This window comes from Sphingobium sp. TomTYG65 (assembly GCF_055395525.1).
This window is the reverse complement of the sequence record NZ_AP027331.1, coordinates 65,385-90,044: the sequence shown is the minus strand read 5'-3', so window position 1 is coordinate 90,044 and position 24,660 is coordinate 65,385. Positions and strand designations below refer to the sequence as shown.

The following is a 24,660-nucleotide window of genomic DNA, read 5'->3' as shown; positions in this document are numbered from 1 at the left end:
AAGCCCGCCATGGGCATCCTCCCATTCTGCGCCCCCGTCAGAATTTGGTCGAGAGCTGGACCATGACCGTCCGCGGCAGGGTGCCAAAGCCGAGCTGGTCGGCATGAGCCGGGGTCACGCCACCCGATGCGCCGCCGGTTGACGGTCCATCGACCACGCCGGTCACATAGAAGCGGTTGGTGAGGTTCTTGCCGATCACCGCGACCTGCCAGCGTTCATCCTCGGCGCCAACCCGAATGCCTGCATCCAACGTCGCATATTTGCTTTGCCGCGAGTCCGGATTGCCGAAGCCCGACGCCAGATAGGAGGAGCTGTACCGGACGTCCGCATTGACGCCGAACATCAGGCCATTGCCAATGGCATGGTCATAGGAAGCGCCCAGCGTGCCGGTCCATTTGGGCGCAACGGACAGCGTCTTGCCGTTCAGGTTCTGGCGCACGCCGCCGCCTGGCAGAACGATGTTGCAGCCCTCCGCCTGGCTCTGGCCCGCATAGCAGGGCGCCTGCGGGAAATTGGTATAGCTCGCCTTGTTATAGTTGATGGATCCATGGATGTTCAGCCCCTCGACGGCCCGGGGCGCAAATTCGAACTCCAGTTCCACGCCCTTGGTCCGTGCATCAGCGGTGAGCGTCTGGAAAGCGAAGATTGGCGAGTTGAAGAAGTCGACCTGCAAATCCTTGTAATCATAGCGATAGACGCCAAGGTTCAGGCGCAACTGGCGGTCGGCGAGTGTCGTCTTGATGCCGCCTTCAAAGCCTCGCGCCCGCTCCGGATCAAAGGTCAGATCGCTCAGCGGATCGGCCGAGAACTTCGAATTGATGCCGCCGTTGGAGAAACCACCCGACTTATAGGCGGTCTTGTAGGCGCCGTAGACCAATATGTCCTGCGTCGGTTTCCAAGTGATAGACGCTTCTGGCGACCAGTTGTTGAAGCTCTGGCTGGCGAAGATTTCGCCCAGACCATCGGGATCGTTCTGATCGCGGAAAATCCCCTGCACCAGCACATTGTTATATGGCTGAGTGAAGAAGCTGTCCTTGGTTTCATGAGTGTAGCGCACGCCGCCCGCCAGTTCGACAGTCGGGATTACCTTCCACGTCACTTGACCGAAGACGGCCTTGGTTTCGCCATCGGTGTAGCTCGTCTTCGTCGTTGCCAGATAGCGGTTAGCGGCGGACTGGCTGCTATCCTCGACATTGGCGAACATGATGAACTGGTCGAAGTCGCGCTTTGTCTTCTGGTAGAGGCCGCCGACCATCAGGTTGATCGGCCCGTCAAAAGTGGTGAGCGCCCGCAGTTCGGACGAAAAGGCGTGATAGGTGGAATTTTCCGTGGCCCAGGTTCCCGCGGCGCTCGACTGGAAATCGCAGGCGCAAGCCCAGCGGTTATTGTTCCAGTTATAGTTGGTAACGGACGTCAGCGTCACGTCATCCAGCTCATAGGCAATGTTCGCGGTCAGAGCATAGCTCTTATAACGGTTGTAAAGCTGCCCGTCCGACTTCGAAAAGGGAAAATTGGCGGCAATATCGGTCGGAATATTATTTTGATGGGTAACGAAATCCTTTTCGCACGCATAGCCGTTCAGCTGGCTGAATCCGGAAGGACAGCTATAGGCGACATAGTTCCAACTGCTGTTGTTGACCTTGTTATAGGCGCCCGATGCCTTGAAGGTCGCGGTCAGCCGGTCAGTCGGTTCCCACTTCAGCGTGACACGGCCCAGCAATTCCTTTTCGCCCGGCGCTTTGCGGGACGCAGGCGTCGCATTATGGCCCTCCAGCGAATTGTCGACGACGTCGAAAGTCGTATAGGTCACCGGATTGGCGATGTTGCGATAATAGCCGCCCCACATCTTCGAAGCGCGAACCGCGACACGAATACCCAGATTGTCGGTCAACGGGCCGGAACCTACCAATTCGACCTGGGCCTGCTCGGCTTTGAACTCATAGCCGGCGCGCGCCTTGAACTCGACCGTGTCGGTCGGATCGGCACTGGTCAGCGAAATCACGCCCGCGGTCGCATTCTTGCCGAAGAACAGCGCCTGCGGACCCTTCAAGATTTCCACACGGCCAAGGTCGAAAAAGCCTTCATTGATGATGCGGCCCTGACCATAATAGACGCCGTCCACGACCACCGCGACCGACTGTTCGATACCGATCGAGGTCGAGGAGGAACCTATTCCACGCAAGGTCAGCTGCGCGCCCGATCCGTTGGAGGCGCGGCCGACGTTCAGGTTCGGGGTGCGCGCCGCAATCTTCTCGATGGAGGTCAGGTCCTGACGCTGCACCATCTCAGACGAGATGGCGGTGACGGCGACGGGGACGTCCTGCACGCTCTCGGCTCTTTTACGCGCGGTGACGACGATGTCCTGAATCCCGCCCGCGGCCGCCTGAGGTTCCTGCGGCGCAGTTTCCTGCGCCAGCGCCGGAGCGGTAGCCAGGATGCCGACAAGGATGGCAGCGCTTCGCAGCAATTCGCGCTTAACGGCATTGTTCTGCATGTTATCCTCACCCGAAAATGGCCGCTTGGCCATAGTTGCTCTTATATTCGCGCCAGCTATTTCTGTCCGCGTCTGCAATTTATGCCTTTAAAGTGGATCAGCGTCACCCTGTCAAAAGATGGAGGTCCACCAGTCTTGCAGCGGCACGGATGCTATTTCTGGAACTTCTCATAGTGTGCCGAAGGTCAGGGAAGCCGGCAAAAAGAAAGATAGGATGCTATTCTTGGGAGAAGGAAGCCATGGACATCGAACGGGAGGTGCGCGACCTCGTCGCTCGCCGAGAAATTCTCAAGGTAATTCATGCCTATATGCGCGGCCAGGACCGGCTGGACCCCGCGCTTCAGCTTTCCGCCTTCCATGCCGATGCCGATGTCGATTGCGGCCTGCTGCGCGGCGGGCCGCAGGCCTATACCGACTTTGCGCAAGGGCTGTTGTCCCAGATGAAGGCCAGTCAGCATCTTGTCGGGCAGGTCGATCTCACCATCGATATAGACGCAGGGACGGCGAACGGTGAAGTCTACTTCTTCGCCTGGCACCGCGTCGAAGACGGGAGCGAACTGGGCGAAGCTGGTGATCTACTGATGGCTGGCCGCTACATCGACGATTATACGCTAAAGGACGGGAAATGGGCGATCCAGCGCCGCCGGGAACTGATCGACTGGGCGCGGCAGGACCCTGCAACCGACGCCATTTTGCACGAGCAGACGATGATCCACCTTTCCGGGCGCAAGGGGAAGGACTTCAGCCAAACCCGCGACTGGGCGTCCGGAATTTCAGGGCGGGAGCAGTAAGCCGGAAATGGGGCGGAACCTGACGCTCCGCCCCACCCTCCCCCTCAAAGCTCGCCATTCACGTATTTCATCAGTGTATTCTGGAACTGGCGGATCTGGATTTCCTGATAATTGGCCAGTTCGACCTTGCCGTTCTTGCTCGACTTCAGACCACGCTGGACGAAAGGCAGATTGGCCATATCCTGTTCGAATACCTCACCCAAAATGCCCAGTTCCGGGGCCTCGGTCCATTTCTGGTCAACGCTCAGGAAATGCATCTTGGGGGCGCGTGGCGGTTCCTGACCCGGCGGCACACGGGTGATGATCCGAACTTCCATCAGGCAATGGTCGACATCACCCCACGGCCGCCAGCGATAGACGATATTGGGCTGAAACCCACCCCAGGGCGACCAATTGGGAAAGACATTGTAGAGGATCGCATCCATCATCTCGGCGTCGGAGGCGAAGCTGACGTCATGGCCGAACATCTTGGTCGTGGTGGCGCGCAGACTTTCACCCAGTGCCTCCCGCGCCGTCTTGCCGTCGGGCACGCGGACATTATAGCCACCCTCCGGCGCCTCCTCGCCTTCATAATTGTCGGAAGAACGACCATTATATTTGACGAATTCGTCGACGATCCATTGCTGCGACTTGCCCTGCGGGTCGATATGCGGCGACATGGTGCCGAAGGGCGTCACCGTCAGGTTCACATAGTCGCCATAGATATTATACATGGAATTGGCGTCGCCGGTGAACGGCAGCAACTGTGGGTGAGTGACGACCGTGTGCCAGCTTTCCATGAAAGCTTCCATCACCACCTTCCAGTTCGCGTTGCACACCTTGCCGACCCAGATTGCGGTGGCGCATTCTTCATGTTTCCAGCGCTTGAAATGCTCTGGCATGGGCGCGAGGAATTCTTCGAGGGTTGGCCCGTCCTGCGCTTCCCGCAGGAAGATATAACCGCCCCAACGCCCTACCGACACTTCCGGCAGGGCCATCTCCTCCTCTCTAAGATGAGAAAAGTCCCAGCGGCAGGGAATGGTCTTCATGCTGCCGTCATTGTTCCAGGTGAAACCATGAAACGGGCATTGCAGCGTGGACGACCAGCCCGCTTCCGCCTTCAATTGCCGCCCGCGATGCAGACAGACATTGTAGAAACCCTTGATCGACCCGTCATCCTGCCGCACCAGCAGGAAGGATCTGCCGGCATTGTCATAGACGACATGATCGCCGGGTTCGGGCATTTCCTCCTCGCGAGCGGCGAACTGCCAGGTGCGCGGCCACATCTTCTCCTTTTCCAGTTCGAAAAAGGCGGGGTCAGTGTAACGCGATGCCGGAATCGGCTCCGACCCTAGATTTTCATATTCGTCGCGATAGAGAAATTCGGGCACCGGATTGCTGTCCGCCGCCATGAGATCGCGCACCGACGTTCCCGGACAACGGGGCAGCGGCTCGCCCTTTATGCGCGGATCACTCTCGGCCATCACTTGCTCCTAATCGTCTGTTTTGCCGCAGATGGTAGCGTATGGCGCAGCCTCCGGCGACCTGTTCGATATGGCAGGCTGAAGAGGAGGACGGGGCCGGGCAACTAGCCAAATTCACAGAAAATCGCCCGACCTATGACGATGGACAGTTTCCGTGCGGCCCCGCTTCCCGATAGCCTGCATGCACAAAGACAAAAGGCAGAGGTTTGCGCATGGGCTATCATGAGACGCTTGGGGCAGAAGCGGCGAAAATGCTGGAATATGTCGAGACCGGCACGACCGACAGTGCCGAATCGACCATGGAAGTGCCCGCCTCCGCCTATACCGACACCGGCTATTTCGATCGGGAAATGGAAACGATTTTCCTGAAGCTGCCCTTGCTTGCCGCGCTGTCGGCGGAAATTCCGCAGCCCGGCGACTTCAAGGCGATGGACCTGATGGGCAAGCCCATCCTCGTCACCCGCAGGAGCGATGGCGGGGTGGCGGCGATGATGAACGTCTGCGCCCATCGCGGCATGATCCTCCAGCCCGAAGGCTACGGGAACAAAAAGCGCTTTTCCTGCCCCTATCATGCCTGGACCTATGCCAATGACGGCAAACTGATCGGCGTCGCGGACCCCGGAAAGTTCGGCCCGATCTGCAAGGAGGAACGCGGTTTGACCGCCCTCCCCTGCGTCGAAGCGGCGGGGATTGTCTGGGTCTGCCTCACGCCGGGCGCGCAGATCGACATCGAAACGCATCTGGGCGGCATGATGGAGGATCTGGCCGCCCACAACCTGGAGAAATGGCATTTTTGCGGGTCGCGCCGCATCTATGGTCCCAACTGGAAGATCGCCTATGACGGCTATCTGGAGGGCTATCATTTCGCCGCCGCCCATCCCGAAACCATCCATCCGCGCAGCTTCAGCAACATCATGCATTTTACGGCCTTCGGGCCGCATATGCGCGTCGGCTATCCGCAGGTGACGATCAAGGAGAAGCTGACAGCCGCACCCCGCGACAGTTGGGGTCAGATTGAAAATACGGGCTATGATTTCGTCCGCACCATCTTCCCCAACGTCTCTATCTTCTTCGCGCCGGAAATCACTCAGGTCGCTCAGCTGATCCCCGGCCCAACGCCGCATCAGAATACCACCAACCTGCTGTTCATCCGCCGCGATCCCCCGCGTGACGAGGCCGACGCCGCCGCGATCGAGGGCATGATGGACTGGCTGCGCGATGTCGTGGACCGGGAGGATTATGGCGTCGGGCTTCAGGTTCAGAAGGGCCTCGCCTCAGGCGCGATCAAGTCGGTCATCTTCGGCCGCAATGAGCGCGGCAATCAGTTTTTCCACAAATATGTGAACCACCTGGTTTCTGGAGAAGCCAGTTCCGAGCCGCCCGTCCTCTAATATAGCTAAAGGGCCTACCCCATGAAGAACCGTCGCATCGTGCTTGCGTCACGCCCCACCGGCGTGCCGGTGCCGGACAATTTCTCTTTGATCGAACAGGATATCGCGCCGCTGAAGGAAGGCGAGGTGCTGACCGAAAATCTGGTCTTCGCCATCGACCCCGCAGTGCGCGGGATGCTGGACGAGAAGGAGGACAGCTATCTGCCCGCCGTGCCGCTGGGCGGGCTGATCCCGACCATGGTGCTGGGCCGGGTGATCGAGTCCCGCAATCCCAGTTTCAAGCCCGGCGATTATGCCCGCGGCTTTATCGGTTGGGAGGAGCATAGCGTCATTCCCGCCGATAATTTCGCCATGGAAAACGTCCATATCGACGCCAGCGTGCCGCTGACCGCTTATATGGGCGCGCTCGGCTGGTCAGGTATCACCGCTTATGTAGGCCTCGAACGCATTGGCGAGATGAAGCCCGGCGACACCGTCGTCGTCAGCGCGGCGGCGGGGGCCGTGGGCAGTGTCGCGGGCCAGATCGCGAAGCTGCGCGGCTGCCGCGCAGTGGGCATAGCCAGCACGGACAAGGTGGCCGAAGTCACGGGCTTGCTCGGCATGGACGCTGCCGTCGACTACAAGACCGCGCCCGACCTGTCCGCCGCGATCCGCGAGGCCTGTTTGGGCAAGGGCGCAGACGTCTATTTCGATAATGTCGGCGGTCTGGTCCTCGACACGATGATGCCGCTTATGGCCGACTTCGGCCGCATCGTCGTGTGCGGCATGGTCGCCGACTATAATCAGGGTAAGGACGTCTATGCCTTCCGCAATCTGTGGCAGATATTGGTTCACCGCGTCACCATGCGCGGCTTCCTTGCCTATGAGCATCTCGACATGCTGGAGGAAGCGGAGGCGGCGCTGGCGGGCTGGGTGAAGTCGGGTCAGCTCAAGGCCACCGAAAATGTCGCCACCGGCATTGAAAACGCACCGGACGCCTTCATCCGGCTGATGGCGGGCCAGACCAGGGGCAAGACCATCGTGCGGCTGAAGGACGATATTTCCACCCTCGCGGATCTGGAGCTGGCATGAGCGGCATCGGCATGGATAAGGCCCGAGCAATCGCCGACCGGGTCGAGACGTTCGTGCGGGACGTCGTCATCCCCTATGAGAAGGACGCCCGGATCGAGGTGCATGGCCATGGCCCGAGCGAAGAGCTGGTGATGGAGATGCGTGCCAAGGCACGCGAAGCAGGCGTACTGACCCCGCACATCCTGCCTGACGGTAGCCATTTGAACCAGCGCGAGACGGCGCTGGTGCTTATCCGGTCGGGCCTATCGCCGCTGGGACCGCTCGCCTGCAACACCATGGCCCCTGATGAGGGCAATATGTATCTGCTGGGCAAGGTCGGCACGCCCGAACAGAAGGCGCGCTTCCTCGATCCGCTGGTGCGGGGCGAGGCGCGGTCGGCCTTCTTCATGACCGAACCGGCGACCGACGGCGGCGCCGGGTCCGACCCCTCTATGATGCAGACCCTCTGCCATCAGGACGGCGACCATTGGGTCATCAACGGGCGCAAAGCCTTCATTACCGGCGCGCAGGGTGCAAAAGTCGGCATCGTCATGGCGAAATCCCAGGATGGCACCTGCATGTTTCTGGTCGACCTGCCCGACCCCGCCATCCGCATCGAACGGGTGCTGGAGACGATCGACAGTTCCATGCCCGGCGGCCATTCGGTCGTCACCATCGACAATTTGCGCGTGCCCGCAAGCCAGATGCTGGGGGCGAGCGGCGAAGGCTTCCAATATGCGCAGATACGTCTGTCGCCTGCCCGTCTTTCGCACTGCATGCGCTGGCTCGGTGGGGCGATCCGGTCGCAGGAAATCGCCAGCGCCTATGCCTGCGAGCGCCAAGCCTTCGGCAAGCCGCTGGTGGATCATGAGGGCGTCGGCTTCATGCTGGCGGAAAACATGATCGACCTGAAGCAGGCTGAACTGATGATCGACTGGTGCGCCAGCGTGTTGGATACCGGATCGCTGGGCACGGCGGAAAGCTCCATGGCGAAGGTCGCCGTCAGCGAAGCGTTGATGCGGGTCGCCGACAAGTGCGTCCAGGTGATGGGCGGCACCGGCGTATCGGGCGACACCATCGTCGAGCAGATCTTCCGGGAGGTTCGGGCCTTCCGCATCTATGACGGCCCGACCGAGGTGCACAAATGGAGCCTGGCCAAGAAGATCAAGCGCGATTTCCTCAAGGCGGCCGGGGCCTGATCCCCAATATTTTTTACGGAGAGACCATGAATATCGAAGGTTTGGCAGCGATCGTTACCGGCGGCGCGTCGGGCCTCGGCGGAGCGACCGCCGAGCGGCTGGCGGCGCGCGGCGCGAAGGTAACGATCCTCGACCTAAACAGCGATCAGGGCGAAGCGCAGGCGGCAAAGCTGAACGGCCTGTTCGTCCGCATCGACGTCACCAGCGAAGAACAGGTCGAAGCCGCGCTGGATCGGGCGGAGGCGGCCCATGGCACGGCGCGCATCCTCGTGAACTGCGCCGGGATAGCCCCGCCTGCCAAGGTCATCGGCCGAGACGGCAGGGCCATGCCGCTTGCCGATTTCGCGAAGATCATCAACATCAACCTGATCGGCAGCTTCAACATGCTGTCCAAATTCGCCGCCCGCCTGCATCTGGCCGAGCCGGTGGGCGAGGAACGCGGTGTCATCATCAACACCGCCAGCGTGGCGGCGTTCGAAGGGCAGATCGGGCAGGCCGCCTATGCGGCGTCCAAGGCCGGCATTGCAGGCGTCGCCCTACCCGTAGCGCGCGAATTTGCCCGCTATGGCATTCGCGTCATGACTATTGCGCCCGGCATCTTCTGGACCCCGATGCTGGACGGGCTGCCGCAGGAGGCGCAAGATTCGCTGGGACAGCAGGTGCCCTTTCCCAACCGCCTGGGCAAGCCGGAGGAATATGCCGCGCTGGTCGAAAGCATCGTCACCAACCCGATGCTGAACGGCGAACTCATCCGTCTGGACGGAGCGATCCGCATGGCGCCGAAATGAGCACGGCGCAGGACGCCAATTCGGGCACTTCCGCCGTCCGCGAAGGCTATGCTTTTGACGAAGCGGCGCTGGCGGGCTGGATGCGGACCCATGTGCCCGACTTTGCCGGGCCGCTGACGGTCGAACAGTTCAAGGGCGGCCAGTCCAATCCGACCTATCGCCTGTCGACCCCCGACCGTTCCTATGTTCTGCGCCGCAAGCCGCCGGGCGTGCTGCTGAAGGGCGCCCATGCGATAGAACGCGAGGTGCAGGTCCTCTCAGCGCTGGAACGCGCCGATTTTCCGGTGCCGCACATCTTTGGACTATGCGAGGATGGCGCGCTGATCGGCACGCCTTTCTATGTCATGGAACTGGTGGAGGGCCGCATCTTTTGGGACGCGACTTTGCCGGAGATAAACCAGGATCAACGCCCCGCTTATTTCGATGCGATGAACGCCACTATCGCCCATCTGCATAGCGTCGATGTGGCGGCGGTGGGCCTGTCCGACTATGGCAGGCCCGGCAATTATTTCGCGCGGCAGATCAGTCGGTGGTCCCGCCAATATCAGGACGATGATCTGGCCGGGCGCGACCCGGATATGGACTGGCTCGTCGAACGGCTACCCGCCAATATTCCGCCGGGCGATGAAAGCGCGATCGTCCATGGCGATTTCCGCTGCGACAATATGATCTTCCACCCAACAGAACCACGCGTGCTGGCGGTGCTGGACTGGGAGCTATCGACGCTAGGCCATCCGCTGGCGGATTTTGCCTATCATGCGATGATGTACCGGATGCCGCCCAACATTGTCGCCGGTCTCGCGGGGGCGGACCTCGCCGCGCTCAACATCCCGTCCGAACAGGACTATGTCGCGGCCTATTGCGCCAGGACGGGCCGCACCGGGATCGACAACTGGCCCTTCTACCTGGCCTTCAACTTCTTCCGCCTGGCCGCGATCTTCCACGGCATCAAGGGCCGCGTGCTACGCGGCACTGCGTCGAGCGCCCATGCCCGCGAGCGCGCGGAAAATTTTCCGCGCCTCGCCGCCATTGCTCGACGAAGCTTGGATGCGTCCTGACCTATAAGCTGGACGACATCATCGTTAAGTCAGCACTTCGCGAGAAGTGGCCTATTCTCAGCTTAGAAACTCAACAATTGAAGAAAAGTCACGATTACCTTCGCCTCGGTTAGCGAGGAGCTGGTAAAGGCTTTCGGCAGTGTTGCCCATAGGAACGCTGGCACCGACCAACGCAGCAGCTTCGGTAGCGAGTTTCAAGTCCTTCAGCATCAAACCCACAGCGAAACCGCCCTGATAATCATTATCCGCAGGGCTTTGCGGGCCTACGCCTGGGAGTGGACAATAGCTCGTCATTGACCAGCTCTGGCCAGACGACACGCTGGAAATGTCGTAGAAGGTTTGGGGGTCGAGGCCAAGCTTCTGCGCCATCGCAAATGTCTCGCAGGTGGCCACCATCGTCGCGCCAAGCAGCATGTTGTTGCAAATTTTGGCGGCCTGACCATTACCAGCGGCGCCGGCATGGATCACCGCTTTACCCATGGCCGAAAGTATCGGCTTCGCTCGTTCAAACGCCTGATCGGCACCGCCCACCATGAAGGTGAGCGTGCCGCCCGCCGCTGCCGCAATACCCCCTGAAACAGGAGCATCGACCATTTCGAAACCTTTGGCCGTTGCAGCATCGATGACCCGTCGGGCAGTAGCGACATCGATGGTCGAGCAGTCCAGGAACAGGACGCCAGGCGCCGCCGCAGCGAAGACCGCTTCGTTATAGACCCCCTCAACATGCTTGCCGGCGGGCAACATCGTTACCACGGCATCTGCGCCCTCGACCGCTTCCCCGGCACTTGAACAAGCGACAGCACCGACAGCGACGGCCTTGTCCAGCGCATCCTTGGACAGATCGAAAGCGCGAACGGAATATCCATTCTTCAGCAGATTGGCAGCCATGCCCCCGCCCATATTCCCCAACCCAATGAAAGCGATGGTCATGCTCATTACCTGCTCCTTTATCCCGTTCTCTGGAACTGAGCCGCCGCTCAGCGGCCTTTCCATTCGGCCTGGCGCTTCTCGACGAACGCTGCCATGCCTTCCTTCTTGTCTTCAGTAGCGGTCAGGATCTGGAACAGTCGACGCTCTGTCAGGAGACCTTGCGCAAGGCCTGTCTCGAAGGCGAGATTGACCATCTCCTTGTTCACCATCACTGCCATCGGCGCCATCGCCGCGATCAGGGCCGCAGTTTTTAGCGCTTCTGCGAGCAAATCCGCCGCAGGCACGACACGCGCCACAAGGCTCGAACGCTCGGCCTCCTGCGCATCCATCATGCGACCGGTTAGGCACATCTCCATTGCCTTGGCTTTGCCGATAGCACGCGTGAGCCGCTGCGACCCGCCCATGCCAGGAGCTACGCCAAGTTTGATTTCGGGCTGCCCGAACTTGGCATTTTCCGATGCTATGATGAAGTCCGCCATCATGGCCAACTCGCATCCGCCGCCCAGAGCAAAGCCGTTCACAGCTGCAATCCAGGGCTTGCGCGTGGCGACCACATCGGACTGCCAACCTGCGAAAAAATCCTCCAGGAAGAAGTCCGCTGCGGGCTTGTCCGCCATTTCCTTTATGTCCGCTCCGGCGGCGAACGCCTTTTCCCCGCTACCCGTCAGGATCGCGCAACGCTGAGAAGGGTCCGCATCATAGAAAGCAAACGCCGCGGACAGATTCTTCAGAACCTGTGTATTGAGCGCGTTCAGCGCCTGGGGCCGGTTGATGGTGATCAGCGTGACGGCTTCCCGCTGCTCCACCAGGATCGTTTCATAGTCCATGTCTTCAGACTCCCTTCTGCGGTAGCGGCGTCCATTCCTTCTCCGGCGGCAATGGCGCGAAAAGGCTATCGATCAGCTCGTCGGTCACTTCTTGGGGCGTCGCCGGGTCCCACTTAGGGGTATTGTCCTTGTCGAAAATGACCGCCCGAACGCCTTCGACAAAATCGGGCCGCCGGATAACATGGCAAGCGATGCGAAATTCGTTACGCATGTTGTCAGCAAAGTCGGTAAACGCCCCGCCCTCCTTCAGCTGACGCAGAGCCACCTTCACGGTCTGGGGAGACTTTGTTGCAAGGCTTGCCAACTGCGCCTGTGCGAAATCAGAATCATCCGCCTTCAGCGCAGCCAATATTTCTTCCAGACGATCCGAAGCAAAGAGCCGGTCGATGCAGGATCGATCGGCTTCCCACTGTGACGCCGGGACCGGATCTGCGGCCTCGCCTAGAATGTCTGCCAATCGGGTGGGATCGGCGATGATCCGCGCCTTTACGGCCTCCAGCTTTTCCGATGCCATATAATGGGTCGCAAGCCCCAAGGCAGCAGCGTCGGCTCCCCTAATCCGCGCCCCTGTTGTTGCCAGCCATGTGCCGGCGCGACCCGGCAAGCGCGGCAGGAACCAGCCGCCTCCGACATCGGGAAACAAGCCGATACCCGTTTCCGGCATCGCGAAAGTGGTCCGCTCGGTCGCGACACGATAGCGTGCGGGCAGCGAAATGCCGACGCCGCCGCCCATGACGATCCCATCGATGAACGCCACGATCGGCTTTTCATAAATGAACAGCAGATGGTTCATCCGATATTCTTGCCGGAAAAAATGCTCGGCTTCCGTGCAATCGGCCTTGGCGCTATTCGCTAGCAACGCGATATCGCCGCCAGCGCAAAAACCCCTGCCCTCGGCATGGTCAATCATCACGGCAGCAACCCTGTCGTCTTCCTCCCACGCGAGGAGCGAGTCATTGATCGCGCTGCACATTTCCGGCGTGAGGGCGTGGATGGCCTTGGGCCGATTGAGCCGAATACGGCCAACACCATTTTCAAGGGAAAGGAGAACGTCGTCTGTCATCACTACTCCGTGAGCAGGAGGAGGCTGCGGAATGACCGCGGCTCTGCATCAATTCCGCAGCATGTCCCGCGCGACGATCATGCGCATCACCTGGTTGGTGCCCTCCAGGATCGAATGGACGCGCAGGTCGCGCCAGAAGCGTTCGATCGGATAGTCCATGAGATAGCCATAGCCGCCGTGCAGCTGGAGCGCGCGGTCGGCGACGGACGAGCCGGTATCGGTCGCGATCCGTTTGGCCATGGCGGCAAAGCGGGTCTTGTCCGGCGCATTTTCCGTGACCTTGACCGCGGCCATGTAAAGCAGCGCGCGCGCGGCCTGAAGTTCCGTTTCCATGTCGGCGAGCGTGAATTGCGTGTTCTGGAAATCGGCGATGGGCTGGCCAAATTGCTGGCGGTCCTTGGTGTAGGTGACCGCTTCGTCGATGCAGCGCTGCGCGCCGCCCAGCGAGCAGGCGCCGATGTTGAGGCGGCCGCCGTCGAGGCCCATCATCGCGATGCGGAAGCCCTCCCCCTCCGCGCCGACGAGGTTTTCCATGGGCACGCGCACGGCATCGAAATTGACCTGGGCGGTTGGCTGGGAATGCCAGCCGAGCTTGCGTTCCTGCGCGCCGAAGCTGACGCCGGGCATGTCCTTTTCGATGACGAGGCAGCTGATGCCCTTGGGACCTTCTTCGCCGGTGCGGACCATGACGACATAGATGTCGTTTTCGCCGCCGCCCGATATGAACTGCTTGGAGCCGGTCACCACATAATGATCGCCGTCCTTCACCGCGCGCGTCTTGAGCGCGGCGGCGTCGGAGCCTGCGCCCGCTTCGGTGAGGCAATAGCTGCCCATCCGGTCCATCGGCACCATGGAGGGGAGATATTTGTCCTTGAGCGCCTGGCTGCCGAAGCGGTCGATCATCCAGGCGGCCATGTTGTGGATGGATATGAAGGCGCTGGTCGAGGGACAGCCATAGGCCATCGCCTCCATGATCAGCGCCGCTTCCAGTCGTCCCAAACCGATGCCGCCCGATTCCTCCGACACATAGATGCCGCCGAAGCCCAGCTCTGCCGCCGCGCGGATCGTGTCGCGCGGGAAGATATGTTTTTCATCCCACTCCGCAGCGTGCGGGGTGATCGCATCGGCGGTGAAACGTCGCGCCATCTCCTGAATGGCGCGCTGATCGTCAGTAAGGTCGAACTGGGTCATTGCATCTCGTCTGGATCAAGGCCGCGCACTCCAACAAGCCGGAGTGCGCGTCCCGAGGCTATTATCCCATGGTGGGGATGACGAAGGCGCTGTCGCCGCTTGCCCCACCATCGGGCCAACGCTGCGTCACGGTCTTGACCTTGGTCCAGAATTTGACGCCTTCCATGCCATGCTGGTTGGTGTCGCCGAAGGCGGAGCGCTTCCAACCTCCGAACGTGTGATAAGCGACCGGCACCGGGATCGGCACATTGATGCCGACCATGCCCACATTGACGCGGGCAGCGAATTCGCGCGCGGCATGTCCGTTGCGGGTGAAGATCGCAACGCCATTACCATATTGGTGCTGGCTCGGAAGAGCGAGCGCCTCCTCGAAGCTCTCTGCCCGCACCATCTGCAGCACAGGGCCAAAAATCTCTTCCTGATAGGAACGCATCGTGGGCTTCACATGATCGAACAGCGTCGGGCCGACGAAGAAGCCCTCTTCATGCCCCTGAAGCTTGAAGCCGCGACCATCGATTACCAGTTCCGCGCCTTCATCGACGCCCATCTGGATGTAGCTCTCGATCTTCGCCTTGTGAGCGGCGGTGACGACAGGACCATAATGAGCATCGGGATCCGTCGAAACGCCTACGCGCAACGCCTCGATCGCCGGGATCAGCTTCTCGCGCAGCGCGACGGCGGTCTTTTCGCCGACAGGCACAACAACCGGCAGCGCCATGCACCGCTCACCCGCCGATCCGAACGCCGCGCCCGAAAGGTCGTTGACGACCTGATCAAGGTCGGCATCAGGCATGACGATGCCGTGGTTCTTGGCCCCGCCCATGGCCTGGACGCGCTTTCCAGCCTCAACGCCGCGCTTGTAAACATAGTGCGCGATGTCGGACGAGCCGACGAAGCTGACCGCTGCGATATCGGGGTGGTCGAGGATCGCGTCCACCATTTCCTTATCGCCGTGCACCACCTGCAATATGCCTTCGGGCAATCCTGCCTCCAGGAACAACTCGGCCAGACGCACAGGCACCGATGGGTCACGCTCGGAGGGCTTCAGGATAAACGCATTGCCAGTGGCGATCGCCACGCCCGACATCCACAGTGGGATCATACCGGGGAAGTTGAACGGCGTAATGCCTGCGCCGATCCCCAGCGGCTGCCGCATGGAATAAACATCAATACCCGGGCCTGCGCTGTTGGTGAACTCGCCCTTCAGGACATGCGGAATTCCGCAACAGAACTCGATGACTTCAAGGCCGCGCTGAATGTCGCCCTTCGCGTCGGCGATCACTTTCCCATGTTCGGAACTGAGCAGGTGCGCCAACTCGTCCATATTCTTCTCGACCAGCGTCTTGAAGTTGAACATGACGCGTGCGCGGCGTTGCGGATTGACCGCCGCCCAAGCGGGCTGCGCTTTCTTCGCCGCTTCGACAGCAGCATCCAGCAATGTGGCGTCGCCAAGCGTGACACGCGCCTGAACGCCGCCATTATTAGGATCGAACACATCGCCATAGCGCTGCGCAGCGCCGTCATGGGCAAACGCCAGCTTGTGAGTAATCTCGCGCATCAGAACCTCTCCGCGGTAATTTGCGCACACAATGGTCAAAGGTGATATTGCATTCAACACCTCATTTATGCAGATACACTCTGCATTTTTGCAGAGGTCCTTGATGTTCGACTGGGATGATCTTCGTATATTCCTGGCCGTCGCGCGGATGAAGCGGATCGCCCCTGCCGCGCGCGCTCTGGGAATCGATGCGACGACGATCACCCGCCGCTTGAGCCGTCTGGCTGTGGCGTTGGATGCCCAATTGTTCGAGCAGGTTGGGGCAGACCGCATTCTGACCCAGCGCGGTCTCGCCCTCCTCGCCCATGCGGAGAGCGCTGAAGGCGCGGCGCTTGCCGCTCTCGCCGATGTAAAAGGTGAACGGCACAGTCTTCATGGCTATGTTCGCCTGTCCGTTGCGGAGGGCTTTGGTACATGGATATTAGCGCCGGCCTTGCCCGCCTTTCATGCGGAGCATCCAGGCATCAGGCTCGATGTCATAACAGCGTCGGGCTTTCTCAACCCGTCCAAGCGTGAAGCAGATATGGCGGTGATGCTGGCCCGCCCGGCTCGCGGCGATCTGCACGTTCAGCGCCTGGCTGACTATCGCCTCCATCTTTATGCAGCGCCGGCCTATCTGGAGAGATGCGGTTCACCCCGTACACGTTCGGAACTGAGCAGGCATGCCCTTATCGGCTATGTTCCGGAATTTCTCTTTTCGCCAGAACTGGACTATCTTGACGAGGTTCAAACCGGCCTTGAAGCATCTCTGCGGTCGAGCAGCATCGGCATTCAACGACGCCTTGTTGCCGACGGCGCAGGTATCGGAGTGCTGCCCGATTTCATGATTAGCCAAGAAGATCGGTTAGTGAAGATACTCCCAAGCGAAATTGAGATAGTGAGAAGTTTCTGGCTTGTCACCCATAGCGACCTCGTCAAATTGGCACGCGTCAAGGCGGTTTCCGATATGATCCGACGTCAAGCTGAGGTTCTGGCAAACCAGAATGGCGACCTAACACATCCCGCTTCGTAAATTCTCCCTGTCAGCAAATCAGCCGAGCGACACGCTTGAGAAAGCCAGAACCAAGTCCCAATAGCTCCATCAATTACCGCGGCTCTTCAGCAGATTTCACATCTTCTTTCGCATAACAGCCACACAAGGCCACATGAAGTTTCTCGGGCGTGAACGGCTTTTCTAAAATATCGACCTTCAGGTCATCACGAAGCAACTCTCGTGCATCTGCATAGCCGGTGATAATGATCGCGGCAAATTCCGGAAGAATGCTCCTTACCTGCTTCACCAACTGCGTGCCGGAGATCTTTGGCATCGCGTAATCGGTGACAAGTATATCAAACCGCCCTGCATCGCTGCGGATCATGTCCAAGGCGGACAATCCGTCCGCCACATCGGTTACCCTATGGCCCATATCCTCAAGGAGCGACGCCGTTGTCGCGCGCACGGCGTCATGATCATCGACCAGCAGGATGTTCAAGGCCTTCCCGGGGTTGCTCAGAGCATGGTCAGGCGGCGAATTCGTATCTGGCGCTCGCTCCCGCTGCGCCTCCGGCAACCAGATCTCAACACAGGTGCCTGCACCCAGCTGACTGTTCACCCGAACGGTACCGCCGGACTGTTGGGCGAAGCCATAAACCATGCTGAGCCCCAACCCGGTACCTTTTCCCACGGCCTTCGTAGTGAAGAATGGCTCCATCACCTGATCCAGCAAATGTGGCGCAATTCCGCAGCCAGTGTCGCTGACGGCGAAGGCGACGTACTTTCCGGGCGCGAGGTCGCTCACTGCCCCATCGATCACTTCCGCGTTCCGGGCACCAACCGTTATAATGCCGCCCTCCGGCATCGCGTCACGGGCGTTGATGATCAGATTCATCAGCGCGAGTTCAAGCTGCGCAGTATCGGCGAAAACATCAGAGGTGCCGTCCTGCACGTCCCATTTGAGTTCGACCAGACCACCCAAAGTATGATCCAGCAGGCGTGTCACCGATGTGGCAAGCTGATTGACGTCAATCACCCCTGGCGCCAGCTTCTGGCGACGAGCAAAGGCGAGCAGATGCTTCACCAACTCCGCGCCCTGTTCGGCCGCGTGACGCATCATGTCGATGATGTTCTTTTGCTTATCGTCGAGCGGCACCCGCCTCTCGATCATTCCCAGACCGCCAAGCACCGCCGCCAGAAGATTGTTGAAGTCGTGCGCAATGCCGCCGGTGAGTTGCCCTATAGCGTCCATCTTACGGACTTGGTTGAGTTGAACCTCCAAGTCCTTCCGCTCAGTGACATCAAAAAGCGTGCCGGCATATTCGACGGGATTACCTAACGGATCACGAAGCAGCACTGCCTGATCGATAAAGTGCCTGTACTGCCCGTCAGCACACTGCCACCGATATTCCACCGACATGGATCGCCCGGTGGGGCGCTGTGCAACAGCTTCCAGAACGCGCTCGCGATCTTCCGGGTGGAGCCGGTCAACCCAAAGAGACGGCGAATGCTGAATTTCCTCAAAGCTGAAGCCCGTCAAAGCGGTGAAATTGCCGCCGACGAACTTGGGCATGCGAGGATTGATATTGAGCTCCTCCAGATAGAGGATGATCGGCAGCGATTGGAGGATAGCCGCCTGCCGCTGTTCGACCAGTCGCAGTTCCTTTTCGGCCCGCAGCCGCTCCACATTCGCCTGCAAAGCAGCGTCTAGGAGAGCCTGTTCCTTACGGGCCTTGCGCTGCATTTCCTTGTTCATGGTGAACAGATCAACGAAGACGGCGACCTTCGAGCGCAGCACAACGGGTTCGACCGGCTTGAACACATAATCAACTGCGCCAAGCGTGTAGCCGCGCAAAAGGTGTTCATTCTCCTTGTTCACGGCCGACAAAAAGACAATCGGCACCCGCTTTGTCTGCTCTCGCGACCGGATCATCTGCGCGGTCTCATAGCCATCCATGCCCGGCATGAAAACGTCGAGGAGGATGACGGCGAAGTCGGCTTTCAAGAGGTGACGCAAAGCTTCTTCGCCGGATTTTGCGACCACGACCTCGGCCAGATCCTCCAGCACATGCGTGATCGCAAGCAGATTCCGCTCATCGTCGTCCACGACTAGCACGCGCGCCAGCTCGGACGTCGGCTCCTGCCCCGTATCGCTTGGTCCCGCGGTGGCGGGAGGGAGGCTGGAGCTTGCCTGTGTAGAAGTAATCGTCACTTCAGTTGCGCTCCACCGTCACCAGCGGCATGACATTATCTTCCTCACGAGCTCGCGATATCCACACTCTGAGCAGCGCTAGCAGCAAATCTATATCGACGGGCTTCGCGATATAATCCGAGGCGCCGGCGTCCAGGCATTTCTGCCGGTCCCCCTTCATCGCCTTGGCCGTCACCGCGATCAATGGCAGCGCAGCAAGTTCCGCGCGCTTCCTGATCTGCTGCATCGTTTCATAGCCGTCCATCTCAGGCATCATGATGTCGATGAGGGCAATATCTATGCCGGGCGTCTGCTCCAGGATCAGGATGCCGTCTTTGCCGCGTTCGGCATGCACAACCTCCACACCATAGCTCTCCAGCACGCTCGTGAGCGAATAGATGTTGCGGATGTCGTCATCGACGATCAACACCTTCGCGCCCTTAAGCTCCGGCACTGCCCGCGCCAGTTGATGCTGTTCAAACCTCGCTTGCGCATCCAGTGCGACGGTTACGGGGGCGCTCTTCATCGCAGCGGCCAGCTTCTTGAACACTTTCGCCAGCTGAGCCCTTTCTGCAGGCTTCTCCGTGACCCCGGACGCGCCAAGGTCGAGGGCGCGCGCCACTTTGTCGGCGCCCGAAATCACATGCACCGGCACATGCATCGTTTCAGGATCATGTTTGAGGAGGTCGAGCAGCACGAAGCCGTCAATATCAGACAATCCAAGGTCTAGGGTTATGGCGCTGGGCTGAAGTTTGCGCACCATCGCAAGCGTACCGGCACCCGCCGCGGACACCACCCCCTTCAATCCCGCCGATCTGGCAATGTCGAGCAGGATGGACGCAAAGGTGGCGTCGTCCTCTACAATGAGCACAAAGGGCTCGCCATTCAGGTGATCGCGATCGTCGGCCAGTTCGAATGGGCCTGGGAGCGCGGTCGGCACCATTGCCCCGCTATTGTCATAGCGCGGCTGCGTTGCTTGCTGCGGCGAATCCGCAGGGGCAATTGCCTCGAACGGAAGGAACAAAGTGAAGGTTGATCCTTCGCCCGGTGTTGACCGGACTTGCAGTTCGCCTCCCAAAAGACGCGCAATTTCGCGGCTGATGGAAAGTCCGAGACCCGTACCGCCATATTTGCGGCTGGTAGTGCCATCTGCCTGCTGGAAGGCTTCGAAGATCAGTTTCTGCTTGTCTTCCGGAATGCCGATACCCGTATCGGTGACGGCAATTTCAATCGCCTTGTCGACCCCTCGCAACACCGGATGGTTGGAACTCCACCCCTTGGTGGCGGCGCGGACCGCTAGGGTGACGTTGCCGACGGAGGTAAATTTGAACGCGTTGGAGAGCAGGTTGAGTACGATCTGCTGAAGCCGCTTCTCGTCCGTACGGATGGTCGCTGGCAGATCGGAGGCGAATTCCACGTTGAAGTCCAGCTTCTTGTCCGCGGCAAGCTGACGGAAGGTTCGCTCCATATGTTGGCGGAGCGTCTGCATGGGCATCTCGCCCACTTCGATCGACACTGTACCGGACTCGATCTTTGAGAGATCGAGAATGTCATTAATGAGGTTCAGCAGGTCAGACCCGGCAGAGTTGATGGTACGGGCGAACTCGACCTGCTTTTCGTTCAGATTCCCCTGAGGATTGTCCGACAACAGCTTCGAGAGAATCAGGAGAGAGTTCAGCGGCGTACGCAGCTCGTGCGACATGTTGGCCAGGAATTCGGACTTGTATTTGGAAGTGAGCGCCAGCTGCTCGGCCTTCTCTTCCAAAGCCCTTCGGGCCATTTCGATTTCGAGATTCTTCCCTTCCACCTGCTTCTTTTCATTTTCCAGAAGCTGGGCTTTTTCCTGAAGCTCCTCGTTCGTATTGTGTAGCTCTTCCTGCTTGGTGGTCAGTTCTGTCTGACGGGCCTGCAGTTCCTGCGTCAACAGCTGCGATTGCTTCAGCAGACCTTCCGTTCGCATGGTCGCGGCGATCGTATTGAGCACGATACCCACAGATTCCATGAGCTGATCAAGGAAGCTCTGATGAGTCTCGTTGAACTCCGCGAAAGAGGCCAGCTCGATCACGGCTTTCACCTCATCCTCAAACAGTGCAGGGAGGATCGCGATGTTCGCCGGTGCTGCGTGGCCCAGGCCTGAACCGATGCGCAGGAAATCGGATGGAACATTTTCCAGCAAAATTGGGCGCTTGTCCGCCGCCGCTTGGCCCACCAGCCCCTCGCGTAGCATGAACTTGGATTTCAGTTCGCCCTTGCTCTCCGCACCATAGCTTGAGGCGAGTTCAAGAACCGTCTCGTCGCCTTCGCGCGTACTCACATAGAAGACCCCGTACTGGGCATTCACCAGCGGTGCGAGTTCGGACATGATGAGGTTGGAAACCGTCGTCAAATCTCGCTCGCCCTGCAGCATGCGGCTGAAGCGGGCAAGGTTCGTCTTGAGCCAATCCTGCTCGGCATTTTTGAGAGTCTGGTCCTTAAGGTTGCGGATCATCTCATTGATGTTGTCTTTGAGCGCCGCCATCTCGCCCGACGCCTCCACAGCGATCGATCGGGTGAGATCGCCCTTGGTGACGGCAGTCGCCACGTCCGCGATCGAGCGCACCTGATTGGTGAGGTTGGCGGCAAGCTGGTTCACGTTATCGGTCAGGTCGCGCCACAGACCTGCGGCGCCCGGCACACGCGCCTGGCCGCCCAGCTTGCCCTCGATGCCCACTTCGCGCGCCATGTTGGTCACCTGGTCCGCAAAGGTAGCGAGCGTTTCGATCATGAAGTTGATCGTTTCGGCCAGCGCTGCGATCTCGCCCTTGGCATCGACCGTCAGCTTCCGCTTCAAATTGCCCTGGGCGACCGCAGTCACAACGTCGGCGATGCCGCGCACCTGGTTGGTGAGGTTGGTAGCCATCAGGTTGACGTTGTCGGTCAGGTCCTTCCAGGTGCCGCCCACCCCCGGCACCTGCGCCTGACCGCCAAGCTTTCCTTCCGTGCCCACCTCGCGCGCCACACGCGTCACTTCGGAAGCAAACCCGTTCAGCTGGTCCACCATGACGTTGATGGTGTTTTTGAGCTCCAGGATTTCGCCCTTCACGTCCACGGTGATTTTCTTGGACAAATCGCCGCGCGCCACGGCCGTGGTCACATCTGCGATATTACGGACCTGACCGGTGAGATTGGCCGCCATCAGGTTGACGTTATCGGTCAGGTCCGCCCATGTGCCGGCGACACCGCGCACCTGGGCCTGCCCGCCCAGCTTGCCTTCAGTGCCCACCTCACGCGCCACACGCGTCACTTCCGAAGCGAAGGAGTTGAGCTGATCGACCATGGTGTTGATGGTGTTCTTCAGCTCCAGGATTTCGCCCTTAACGTCCACCGTGATCTTTTTGGACAGATCGCCTAGGGCCACAGCGGTAGTCACTTCGGCAATGTTACGGACCTGACCGGTAAGATTGGCCGCCATTGCGTTCACGTTATCGGTGAGATCCTTCCAGGTCCCGCCCACGCCGGGCACCTGCGCCTGACCACCCAGCTTGCCCTCGGACCCTACCTCGCGCGCCACGCGGGTCACTTCGGACGCAAAGCCGTTCAGCTGGTCCACCATGACGTTGATGGTGTTCTTCAGCTCCAGAATCTCACCTTTCACGTCCACCGTGATCTTCTTGGAAAGGTCGCCCTTCGCCACAGCGGTCGTCACTTCGGCGATGTTGCGCACCTGCCCGGTCAGATTGCCCGCCATGAGGTTGACGTTGTCCGTCAAGTCCTTCCACGTGCCTGCAACGCCCTCAACCTGCGCCTGGCCGCCGAGCTTGCCGTCCGAACCCACTTCGCGCGCCACGCGGGTCACTTCCGATGCAAAGCCGTTCAGCTGGTCCACCATGGTGTTGATGGTGTTCTTCAACTCCAGGATTTCGCCCTTCACCTCCACCGTGATCTTCTTCGAAAGGTCGCCCTTCGCAACGGCGGTCGTCACATCGGCGATGTTGCGCACCTGCCCGGTGAGATTGGCCGCCATCAGGTTGACGTTGTCGGTGAGATCTTTCCATGTGCCCGCGACGCCAGGCACCTGCGCCTGACCGCCAAGCTTTCCTTCCGTGCCCACCTCGCGCGCCACACGCGTCACTTCCGACGCAAAGCCATTGAGCTGATCCACCATGACGTTGATGGTATTCTTCAGCTCCAGGATTTCGCCCTTCACGTCCACGGTGATCTTCTTGGACAAATCGCCCGAAGCCACCGCCGTGGTCACCTCCGCAATGTTACGCACCTGACCGGTGAGATTGTCCGCCATCAGATTCACATTGTCAGTGAGATCTTTCCATGTGCCCGCGACGCCGGGCACCTGCGCCTGGCCGCCCAACTTGCCTTCGGTACCCACCTCACGCGCCACGCGGGTCACTTCCGACGCAAAGCCATTCAGCTGGTCCACCATGACGTTAATGGTGTTCTTCAGCTCCAAAATTTCGCCCTTCACGTCCACCGTGATCTTCTTGGACAAGTCACCCGAAGCCACCGCCGTGGTCACCTCGGCGATATTGCGGACCTGGCCAGTCAAATTGTCGGCCATCAGGTTCACATTGTCCGTCAGGTCCTTCCAGGTGCCCGCCACGCCCTCCACTCGGGCCTGGCCGCCAAGCTTGCCCTCCGTGCCCACCTCGCGCGCCACGCGGGTCACTTCCGATGCGAAGGAGTTCAGCTGGTCGACCATGACGTTGATGGTGTTCTTCAGCTCCAGGATTTCGCCCTTCACCTCGACCGTGATTTTTTTGGACAAGTCGCCCGACGCCACCGCGGTGGTCACTTCGGCGATATTGCGCACCTGCCCCGTCAGGTTGGTGGCCATGGCGTTCACATTGTCGGTGAGGTCCTTCCAGGTGCCCGCGACGCCCTTGACCGTCGCCTGCCCGCCGAGCTTACCCTCCGTACCGACCTCGCGCGCCACGCGCGTCACCTCCGACGCGAAGGAGGCGAGCTGTTCCACCATGGTGTTCACGACCTTGCCGATGCGCAGAAACTCACCGCGAAGCGGGCGGCCGTCGATCTCGACCGTCATTGACTGCGATAGGTCACCCTTGGCCACAGCGCCAATAACACGCGCCACCTCTGCAGTGGGCTGAACCATGTCCTCGATGAGTTCATTGACTGCCAGCAGCTTTGCTTCCCAACCGCCGGTCGCTCCACGAACATGACCACGCTGCGTGATCTTGCCCTCCTTGCCCACCACCCGCGACAAGCGATCGAACTCGTTGGTTATTTCTTCCTCAAGCGTAACGACCTCATTGAAGAGCGCGGCGAGTTCCCGATCCGGGCCCTGGACATCTTCGGGCAAGCGAACCGAAAAATCACCCCGGCGCAGGCTCCGCAGGGCGGCAACGATTTCACGGCGATCAAGGGCACCGCGGGGCGATTCTGCGTTCACCAAGCTCTCCTGGCTCTCTCCAACTGGTGTGGAGATATGAATGGGCCCCCCGACCTGCGTTTCTGATAGCAGCGACGAACCGTTACGAGAAGGGGACAAAAACCCCGAAAATTCAATTGCAACACAGGTTAGAGCAGCTAGAAGCCGGGCACGTTCCGGGGGGAGGGATCATAGCAGTGGGAGACGGCAAAAGGCATGCCTAGCCGGCAAGAAACCTCGGCCTTCATCCGTTCAGCCTTTCGGTCCGTCTGGTCCCTCGAACTGATGTGCGTTCTGCGGAGAGCGC

At 60.0% G+C, this 24,660-nt stretch carries 16 protein-coding genes; 7 read left to right on the top strand and 9 right to left on the bottom strand.

All coding sequences use genetic code 11. The annotated features are described in order from the left end of the window. Positions 1-37: 37 nt before the first annotated feature. Positions 38-2,527: a TonB-dependent receptor gene (locus ACZ5Y5_RS14310; protein WP_464811169.1), complete on the bottom strand. Its 2,490-nt coding sequence runs from the start codon at positions 2,525-2,527 to the stop codon at positions 38-40. A 206-nt stretch (positions 2,528-2,733) separates the two neighbouring features. Here ACZ5Y5_RS14310 and ACZ5Y5_RS14305 point away from each other — a divergent pair, with 206 nt between their 5' ends. Continuing rightward, on the top strand, positions 2,734-3,285 hold the full coding sequence (locus tag ACZ5Y5_RS14305) for a nuclear transport factor 2 family protein (protein ID WP_464811168.1): 552 nt from the start codon (positions 2,734-2,736) through the stop codon (positions 3,283-3,285). 44 nt (positions 3,286-3,329) lie between these two features. On the opposite strand, the gene ACZ5Y5_RS14300 is transcribed toward ACZ5Y5_RS14305, so the two are convergent. After that, positions 3,330-4,748: an aromatic ring-hydroxylating oxygenase subunit alpha gene (locus ACZ5Y5_RS14300; RefSeq protein WP_464811167.1), complete on the bottom strand. Its 1,419-nt coding sequence runs from the start codon at positions 4,746-4,748 to the stop codon at positions 3,330-3,332. 212 nt (positions 4,749-4,960) lie between these two features. Between ACZ5Y5_RS14300 and ACZ5Y5_RS14295 the strand changes: the two genes are divergently transcribed. From ACZ5Y5_RS14295 to ACZ5Y5_RS14275, 5 genes are read left to right on the top strand one after another with little or no spacing between them, the layout of a single operon-like run. Further along, complete coding sequence (locus tag ACZ5Y5_RS14295; RefSeq protein ID WP_464811166.1) at positions 4,961-6,139, top strand: aromatic ring-hydroxylating oxygenase subunit alpha; 1,179 nt, start codon at positions 4,961-4,963, stop codon at positions 6,137-6,139. Between the two features lie 21 nt (positions 6,140-6,160). Further along, complete coding sequence (locus ACZ5Y5_RS14290; RefSeq protein ID WP_464811165.1) at positions 6,161-7,210, top strand: NADP-dependent oxidoreductase; 1,050 nt, start codon at positions 6,161-6,163, stop codon at positions 7,208-7,210. Next, a complete protein-coding gene (locus ACZ5Y5_RS14285) occupies positions 7,207-8,388 on the top strand; it encodes an acyl-CoA dehydrogenase family protein (protein WP_464811164.1) in 1,182 nt (393 codons plus the stop codon). Before ACZ5Y5_RS14290 ends, ACZ5Y5_RS14285 begins: the two co-directional genes overlap by 4 nt. 26 nt (positions 8,389-8,414) lie before the next feature. Further along, positions 8,415-9,176, top strand: coding sequence for an SDR family NAD(P)-dependent oxidoreductase (locus ACZ5Y5_RS14280; protein ID WP_464811163.1), 762 nt, complete (start codon positions 8,415-8,417; stop codon positions 9,174-9,176). Then, the gene (locus tag ACZ5Y5_RS14275; protein WP_464811162.1) at positions 9,173-10,234 is read left to right on the top strand and encodes a phosphotransferase; all 1,062 of its coding nucleotides are present in this window, start codon (positions 9,173-9,175) and stop codon (positions 10,232-10,234) included. Before ACZ5Y5_RS14280 ends, ACZ5Y5_RS14275 begins: the two co-directional genes overlap by 4 nt. A gap of 57 nt (positions 10,235-10,291) precedes the next feature. Here the strand turns inward: ACZ5Y5_RS14275 and mmsB are convergent, their stop codons facing one another. The 5 genes from mmsB to ACZ5Y5_RS14250 all read right to left on the bottom strand — a co-directional run bounded on the left by mmsB (position 10,292) and on the right by ACZ5Y5_RS14250 (position 15,803). Continuing rightward, on the bottom strand, positions 10,292-11,227 hold the full coding sequence (gene mmsB, locus ACZ5Y5_RS14270) for a 3-hydroxyisobutyrate dehydrogenase (protein WP_464811161.1): 936 nt from the start codon (positions 11,225-11,227) through the stop codon (positions 10,292-10,294). After that, complete coding sequence (locus tag ACZ5Y5_RS14265; RefSeq protein ID WP_464811160.1) at positions 11,212-11,991, bottom strand: enoyl-CoA hydratase-related protein; 780 nt, start codon at positions 11,989-11,991, stop codon at positions 11,212-11,214. The genes mmsB and ACZ5Y5_RS14265 overlap by 16 nt, the downstream gene beginning before the upstream one ends. A 4-nt stretch (positions 11,992-11,995) precedes the next feature. Beyond that, positions 11,996-13,054, bottom strand: coding sequence for an enoyl-CoA hydratase/isomerase family protein (locus ACZ5Y5_RS14260; protein WP_464811159.1), 1,059 nt, complete (start codon positions 13,052-13,054; stop codon positions 11,996-11,998). A gap of 48 nt (positions 13,055-13,102) precedes the next feature. Continuing rightward, the gene (locus ACZ5Y5_RS14255) at positions 13,103-14,245 is read right to left on the bottom strand and encodes an acyl-CoA dehydrogenase family protein (RefSeq protein ID WP_464811158.1); all 1,143 of its coding nucleotides are present in this window, start codon (positions 14,243-14,245) and stop codon (positions 13,103-13,105) included. A 61-nt stretch (positions 14,246-14,306) separates the two neighbouring features. Then, positions 14,307-15,803 carry a CoA-acylating methylmalonate-semialdehyde dehydrogenase gene (locus tag ACZ5Y5_RS14250; protein WP_464811157.1) on the bottom strand — a complete coding sequence of 499 codons (1,497 nt, stop codon included), beginning with the start codon at positions 15,801-15,803 and terminating at the stop codon, positions 14,307-14,309. Between the two features lie 103 nt (positions 15,804-15,906). Between ACZ5Y5_RS14250 and ACZ5Y5_RS14245 the strand changes: the two genes are divergently transcribed. Then, a complete protein-coding gene (locus ACZ5Y5_RS14245; RefSeq protein WP_464811621.1) occupies positions 15,907-16,815 on the top strand; it encodes a LysR family transcriptional regulator in 909 nt (302 codons plus the stop codon). Positions 16,816-16,888: 73 nt separating this feature from the next. Here ACZ5Y5_RS14245 and ACZ5Y5_RS14240 read toward each other — a convergent pair whose 3' ends face one another. After that, complete coding sequence (locus ACZ5Y5_RS14240; protein ID WP_464811156.1) at positions 16,889-18,883, bottom strand: response regulator; 1,995 nt, start codon at positions 18,881-18,883, stop codon at positions 16,889-16,891. Between the two features lie 106 nt (positions 18,884-18,989). Beyond that, positions 18,990-24,374, bottom strand: coding sequence for a HAMP domain-containing protein (locus ACZ5Y5_RS14235; RefSeq protein WP_464811155.1), 5,385 nt, complete (start codon positions 24,372-24,374; stop codon positions 18,990-18,992). Positions 24,375-24,660: the final 286 nt, after the last annotated feature.